The organism is Xenophilus sp., assembly GCF_044462705.1.
GTDB lineage: Bacteria > Pseudomonadota > Gammaproteobacteria > Burkholderiales > Burkholderiaceae_C > Xenophilus > Xenophilus azovorans.
The window spans coordinates 1-5,148 of record NZ_JBIQNC010000278.1 but is presented as its reverse complement, the minus strand read 5'-3'; the positions used below and the strand labels follow the sequence as shown (position 1 = coordinate 5,148).

The following is a 5,148-nucleotide window of genomic DNA, read 5'->3' as shown; positions in this document are numbered from 1 at the left end:
CGGCCGCCTGGGCGATGACGGTGCCGCTCTTGAGGTCCGTCAGCGCCAGGGCGAGGCGGTAGGGACCGCCGTCCTTGTGCCGCGACAGCGTGCCGTTGAGCACGTATTGCGCCTTCTCCACCTCGTCGCCTGCGAACGGCGCCACCGTGAACTGGCCGAAGCGCTCCTGCATGCGCTGCACCACGCGTTGCTCGATGGCGCGGGTCACCTCGGTCTGCTGGCCGCTGGCGGCGTCGAGCAGCGGGTCGATGACGATGCGGTTGGGCTTCAGCCTCGACTCGACCTTGGCAAGAAAGGCGGGCAGCTTCTGCGTCTGCACCATCAGGTCGTCCACCGCCTGCTGAACGGCCTGCTCGAAGGGCACCGCCGCCGTGTTCCCCGAAGGGTGATTCGCGCAGGCGGCCAGGCTGCCGGCGAGGACCAGGAGCGCGGCGATTCGGGGCAGCCAGCCGTTCAGGCGGCGCACGACAACAGGGGCATTCATCAGCAATCGTTCCTCAGGTAGGCCATGTCGCGATCGGAAACCGGCTCGCCCACCTGGGCGCGCATCATGATGTCGGCGCAGCGGCGGGACAGCGGTGGCCGTGCCGCAGCCGGCGCAGGCGAAGGAGCGCTGCGCGGCGCGGGCGCCGGCCGTGCCTTCGCCGCAGGGGGCGGGGGCGGGGGCGGGGGCGGCTTCGGCGCCTTGTCGGGCGCTGCCTCGGCCTTCGCGGGCGGAAGGGCGAGGCACGGTGTCGGGCAGGGCACCGCTTCCTCCGCCTGCGCCATCACGGCCCCGAACATCACCGCGCTGCCGAGCATCCCGGCGAGGGCCCGTCTCATCCGCGGAAGCGCCCGGCACCGCGCCGCCGGCCCGGAAGGCCGGCAAGACGGGATGCGCAGGGGAAGCGGCGGTTGAACGCGGACATCGACCGGATCGGACAAATGTCAACAACTGTAGATTGAACCGGCGGCCAACCGAGCCCGCCAAACGGCTGACCCGGCCGAAAGGCATAGTCAAGGCGAGTCAGGCGGCCTGGGCGGCCGATTTCTTCACGCTCTTGTCACGTGGTCGGTGTGAACCGAGGTGGCGTGCGTGCAGGCGCCGCGCGAGCGATGAGCCGGATGCGCTCGAAGTCCAGCCGGTCCAGGGCCTGACGAACAGCCTGGACCAGTGCCTCGTGCCGTTCCTCGGTGGCCATGCGGTTCGCCCAGTCGTGCAGATCGCTCCATCTTCCATCGCGCGCGAGAGCCTCCAGTTCCTCCTTCTGCTGTGGCGACAGCGGCGCTATGGCTGGCAGCTGCCTCGCTCGCCGACCTGCGCGCGGAGGCACTGCTTCGCTGGCTGCAGGCGGCGAAAGCGAGGGCGGAAGTGGAGACAGCACTTCCCCTGCGGTCAGCGAGAAGCCGACGCGCGTGCCGCCGCCGGCGTTCGTGCCGCTGCGGATCGTCAGACGGCCATCCATGCTGCGAACGATGCGTTGGGCGATCACGAGCCCCAGGCCGCCTTGCGGACCCGGTTCGTTGCCGGCCAGCGCGCGCTCCATTCGGGCGAGCTGCTCTTCGTCGATGCCGGGCCCACTGTCGGTCACCTCGAAGTGCAGCCGCCACGATCCGCCCGCCGGCTGTGCCTCCAGGCGCAGTCCGATGCGTCCGTCGCGCGTGAACTTCGCCGCATTGGAGAGCAGGTTGAGGAGCACCTGCTGCACACGTTTGCTGTCCAGCCGCACCGCCTCGGGAAGCGCGCCATCGATCATCAGCTCGAAGGTGTTCTGCCGGCGGCGCGCGAGCACCTCCGCATACTGCGCGATGTCATCGACCAGCGTGCGAAGGTGCACGGGCTGTTCTTCCAGCGACAGCGGGCCAAGTTCGTCCTTGGCGTAGTTGACCAGGTCGTCGATCAGTTCGAGCTGGTAGGCGGCACTGCGCTCGATGGCGGCGAGGCGGCCATCGGGATCGCCGGGCGTGCTGCGCATGAGCCGCAGATTGCCGATGATGGCGGACATCGGCGCGCGCAGGTCATGGCTCACGTAGGCCATCAGCTCCTTCTGTTCGCGGGTACGCTGTTCGGCCTGGTCCAGGGCTTCGCTGAGGGCGTGGGTCTTGCGGTGCACCTCCTGCTCCAGGCGCCGCTGCGCCTGGTCCTGCCATTGCGCCAAGGTACGCAGCGCTTCGGTTCGCTGGCGCGACTGCTGATAGGACCAGCTCGTGATGACGAACATGCCCAGCAGCATTCCGGGCAGGGCGAGTGCATAGAGGTCGAGGCCGGACATCGAAGGCGGGGTGATCGTCAGCGCCGCGATGCGCAGCAGGCCTCCGGCACAGATGACGAGCATGACGACCATCGCCGGCCGCTCGCCGGGGCCGGCCCGCCGCTGGTGGAGCCACGCGCACAGGGTCAGCGCGAGCATGATCAGGGGTGCGTTGACGATGCCGATGGGTGCGAATGTGGCGTAGGGCCCCAACAGGGTGCCCAGCAGCACGATCACCTCGATGGCGGCCAGGGCCGCCAGGAAAGGGCGCCCCGGCACGCGGACGGGGCTCTGGCGGTAGCGCTCGTGAAAGTAGAGCATCAGGCACAGCACGGCGCCCGTGGCCGTCACGCCGTGCGCGCGGTAGCTCCAATCCGCGCTCTCGGGCCACAGGGCGATGCGGGCATAACCGCTGTAGGTGGCTTCATACAGAGCCAGCAGCGCGAAGCCTGCGACCTGGAACGCCAGCATGGGCGTGCGCGAGATCCACCACAGCGATATGGCGTAGATGCAGAAGACGAGCAGGCCGCCGATCAGCAGGCCGCTCATCAGGGCATGGTTCCGCTCGAGGCGATGCCACTGTTCCGCGGTGTGCAGTTCCGGGTTCAATTTGCTCTGTGTCGCGCTCTTCACACGCACAAGGACCTGCGCCGACTCCCGCGGCTGCAGGTCGATCGCCAGTTGAGGGACGCGGTCATGGCGGTGCGTGGCGTCCATCGGGTCGGAGACGCCTGCCTGTTCGTGCGTCCACACGGCCTGTCCATCGCGGTGGCGCAGCAGATGGAAGTCCACATGCTGCAGCCATGTGACGTTGAGGACCAGGCGGGCGGACCGGACGTCGTCGGAATCGTTGTCCACCGACAGCCGCAGCCAGAAAGACGAGGTCGAGAAACCCCGGGAGAGGCGTTCGGGCGTGGCGGGCTGGAAGCCGTCCGGCGTGTCGTCTTGGACGTGGACCACGTCCTGCAGCGTGCGGACTCCGCTCGAGTCTTCCAGGATCTCGATCGAGGTGGCGAGAGCCGTGATGCCGCGGTCCACGTCGCTCATCTTGAGCGGCGGCATGCCGGCAGCGGCACAGGCCCATAGGCTCAACGCAAGGCTCAGCAGGCACGCGCCGACACGCACAGCGATCCTCATGAAGGCGTCAATCCTGCTGCGCGTGGGCCACGGCGTCCGCAAGCGCACTGCCCATTCTGGCGATCGAGGAATGCGGTCGTGCTCACCGGATCGATTCTGCCGTACGCTGCATCAGGGGCCGGGCGGCCCCGGCACTCCTGTGATCCGCGGGTGATTGCGGCCTCGTCGGAATGCTGCCGCACATGGTCACGCCACCTCTGTCGATGCGCGCCGCTTCTGGCCGGCGGTGGGTGCGATGGCCGTGCTGCTCGGCATCTTCGTCGTGCTGGGCCTGCGCACGGCGGCCGCGGGTCCCTGGGGTGCTGGCCTTTGCCGCCGACGGCTTGGTGCAGGCCTCTCTGATCGACACCCTACCAGGCGGCGCCCGGCGGGCGCGCTCGTGCTGGGCGCCGCCGCCAACACCATCCTGCGCGAAAGCGGCGAATACCTGTCCATGCACTGGCGCACGGCCCACTGTGGTCAGCCGGGCTCCTGGCTGCCGCCGTGGGCAGTTGGCGCCTGGCGACGCAGGGGAGGCGTGCGGGCGCGACACGCCTCCCGCGCTGGGTTGCGGCAGGCATCGCGCTGGTCCTGCTCGCGGGTGCGGTGGGCTATGCGAGCAAGCCTTGGCTCAAGACGGCCGGGGCCGCGAGGAAAGGACGCGCGCAGGACCATCGCCGTCCTTGCGGCTTGCGGATGCCGAACTTCATGGCTAGCACCCACCGTAGTTCTTCCGCCCGCTGGCGGTGATCGTGTACGTGCCGCCGCGCGGCCCGACGTAGCAGGTCTTGCCGCCCACGGTGTAGCTGCCACCTTGTGCGGCCGTGGCGCGTGGTGTGCTCATGGGCGTAGACGCGGTATCGCCAGAGTCGCGGCTACGATCCGCGCATGCGCTCCGCTTTCATCGCCTTGCTGCTGCTCGCTGCCAGTTCCGCCATCCAAGCCCAGCAGGTATACCGCTGCGGCAACCAGTACAGCAGCGATCCCTGCGGCAAGGGCCGGGTGGTGGACGTGTCGCCGCCGGTGCGCAACCTAGACGCCGCTGGCGCCGCCCAGGTGTATCTGTGCGTGAGCAACAGCGGCGGCCGGTTCTGGTCGTCGAATCACTGCCGCGAGCGTGGCGCGCTGATCGAGAGGATCGAGTCAGTGCCCGCAGGGCTGCCGTGGGATCAGCAGGTGCAGATCGCCGACCAGCAGACGCGGCAGGGCTACGCGGTGCAGCGCCAGGTGATGAGCCAGCGAGGGGCGAGCACGCCGGGAACCACCGGCGGCGATCCGTCGCGCTGCGCCCACTTCAACCAGCAGGTGGAGTACTACGACCGCATGGCGCGGCAGCCGCAGAGCGGTGTCTCGCAGTCCTGGATCGCCGAGCGGCGCAAAGAAGTCCGCGACGCGCAGTTCAGGGCGAGGTGCTGACGCCGGCGCGTCATGCGACCAAATAGGTGCCAACCCAGTCTTTTTGGCGTGTGCGTTGCGGGTCCGCGCGAGCGCGAACAAACCCCTTGGGCCGTTTCGGCCGGCGGTGGGACCCTAGCGAAGCATGCTCTTGTAGAAGGGGCGGTCGTCCGTGCCATTGCTTTCGTAGAGGCGCTTGCCTTCGTAGAGTGGCGTGGTGGCAACGAAATCGCTGATCTTGGCCATGTCTGCCGCACTTACCGCGTGATCGTCATTGAGGAGCTTCTTCGCAATGCCGTGTGCAGCCACACGGACCAGATGGCCGTCCAAAGGAGGTTTTTTCAGGGCTTCCTGGGCTGCTGCCGGTTTCGATGACACCTTGTTAAGGTGGAAGATGAAACCGGAG

Annotated in this window: 4 protein-coding genes and 1 pseudogene; 1 reads left to right on the top strand and 4 read right to left on the bottom strand. The window is 68.4% G+C overall.

Going from position 1 to position 5,148, the window contains the following annotated elements:
* The 3 genes and pseudogenes from ACIY1X_RS24575 to ACIY1X_RS24565 form a co-directional block, all read right to left on the bottom strand.
* Positions 1 to 484 (bottom strand): annotated as a pseudogene (locus tag ACIY1X_RS24575) (hypothetical protein); the annotation flags it as partial.
* A 559-nt stretch (positions 485 to 1,043) separates the two neighbouring features.
* Complete coding sequence (locus ACIY1X_RS24570; RefSeq protein WP_399685804.1) at positions 1,044 to 3,368, bottom strand: 7TM-DISM domain-containing protein; 2,325 nt, start codon at positions 3,366 to 3,368, stop codon at positions 1,044 to 1,046.
* 691 nt (positions 3,369 to 4,059) lie between these two features.
* Positions 4,060 to 4,191, bottom strand: a complete 132-nt coding sequence (locus tag ACIY1X_RS24565; RefSeq protein ID WP_399685801.1) for a hypothetical protein — start codon at positions 4,189 to 4,191, stop codon at positions 4,060 to 4,062.
* A gap of 65 nt (positions 4,192 to 4,256) precedes the next feature.
* Between ACIY1X_RS24565 and ACIY1X_RS24560 the strand changes: the two genes are divergently transcribed.
* Positions 4,257 to 4,763 (top strand): hypothetical protein, encoded by a 507-nt coding sequence (locus ACIY1X_RS24560; protein ID WP_399685798.1) that lies wholly within the window; start codon positions 4,257 to 4,259, stop codon positions 4,761 to 4,763.
* A gap of 114 nt (positions 4,764 to 4,877) precedes the next feature.
* Here the strand turns inward: ACIY1X_RS24560 and ACIY1X_RS24555 are convergent.
* Positions 4,878 to 5,148, bottom strand: a 271-nt coding sequence (locus ACIY1X_RS24555; protein ID WP_399685796.1) for a hypothetical protein, incomplete at its 5' end; no start/stop codon positions are given.